The organism is Shigella sp. FC1967, from assembly GCF_001743005.1.
GTDB lineage: Bacteria > Pseudomonadota > Gammaproteobacteria > Enterobacterales > Enterobacteriaceae > Proteus.
This window is the reverse complement of record NZ_MIIZ01001001.1, coordinates 1-1355: the sequence shown is the minus strand read 5'-3', so window position 1 is coordinate 1355 and position 1355 is coordinate 1. Positions and strand designations below refer to the sequence as shown.

Sequence of the window (1355 nt, the reverse complement as noted above, 5' to 3'; positions counted from 1 at the left end):
CCTTCCGTTACATAATAAATACCCTTTTTGTCTATATAACCAGCAATAATACCTGATGGAGCTTTATAGCTATAAAAGTTTTTAAGCATATCAGCTTTTATTAAATCAACTGCATCAGGATCACTTAATCCTACTTGTCCACTTTTTATAGAAGAAATCAATTTATTTCTTGTGGTAATCTTAGCTGATGTCTTAGCTATAAGCTGAGAACTTCCTTTCGCAACTCCAGCACCACCAGCAAATAAGCCTACGAGATCAAAAATAAGTTTCCCGCTTTCAACACCCGCATTAAATGAACCAGATACACCTGCTTTTTGATATTCTGCTTCCAGTTTTTCAATACGCTCGATATACGATTGTTTAACTGTTTGAGTTAATGTATCGAAAGCATTATCACTTTGAATAACTGCTTTAATAGCTTGGTATGTTTCGAGTGGATTTGTAGCAAGAGAAGCGAGCCCTTCAATCGTTTCATACAATCCTGTTGGTATACCTGCTATAAGACCTGCATTAAACCCTGTATCTTGTCCTATATCTACTGATAGCCATTTAAGATAAATTGCTGTCTTTTTAAAATAATTAGTTTCAGTAGATAATTCTTTCTCCATTAACTTTTGCTGATGGTGAGAGAGATAATTGTAACGGAAACTATTTTCAGCCCCTCTTTCACCACTATATACACCACCAGGCTCACCAGTAAAAATACCACCTGCTATACCACCAAATAATCTAACAAATTGAGCTTGTGATTCTGATTTTTTCTGCCACTCCTCAGCCTTAATAGTATTATCACCCAGAGAAATAGCCGCAATTTCAGTAGCTAGGCTACCTATAACAGCACCATTAACATTTCCCCCACTAATTTGGGCAGATAAACCAGATAATGTTGCATGGCTTAACACCTTTCCTGCATGCCCTAATACCGCACCGTTATCACCAATGAGATTGGCACCTTCTGCGTGAAATTGACTGCCAATATTGCTTAATAGCGCGGTTTTAAAATTATCAATAAAACTACCGCCTTGAATTGCCGTACCGAGGGTTGAACTAACGATTGAATGCGAGGCAACACGCTGTGCAACTTGATCCCATGTGGCGTTATCAGTAAGCAATAACTTACCTGTTGAGGGTAAGGTTCCTCCTTGGATTGCCTGATCCCAACCCATAAATTGGTCAAGACCTTGCAATGCCCCCGCAACCACCATACTGGTAACGACTGACTTGACAGTGTCACTACGACCTAATGACTCTAGGGGTTTAGAGATATTGCCTTTGTTTTCAACTAAAGAAACAGTCGCTTACGAAACTAAAGAAGCAAAACCGTTAATGATTGTTCTTTTTGGGATTTAATATCC

The 1355-nt window shown here is 38.6% G+C and carries 1 protein-coding gene; it reads right to left on the bottom strand.

What is annotated here, in order from left to right; genetic code table 11:
- Positions 1–1265 (bottom strand): DUF637 domain-containing protein (locus BHE89_RS17350; RefSeq protein WP_286146251.1); only part of this gene is annotated, 1265 nt, incomplete at its 3' end.
- Between the last annotated feature and the right edge of the window lie 90 nt (positions 1266–1355).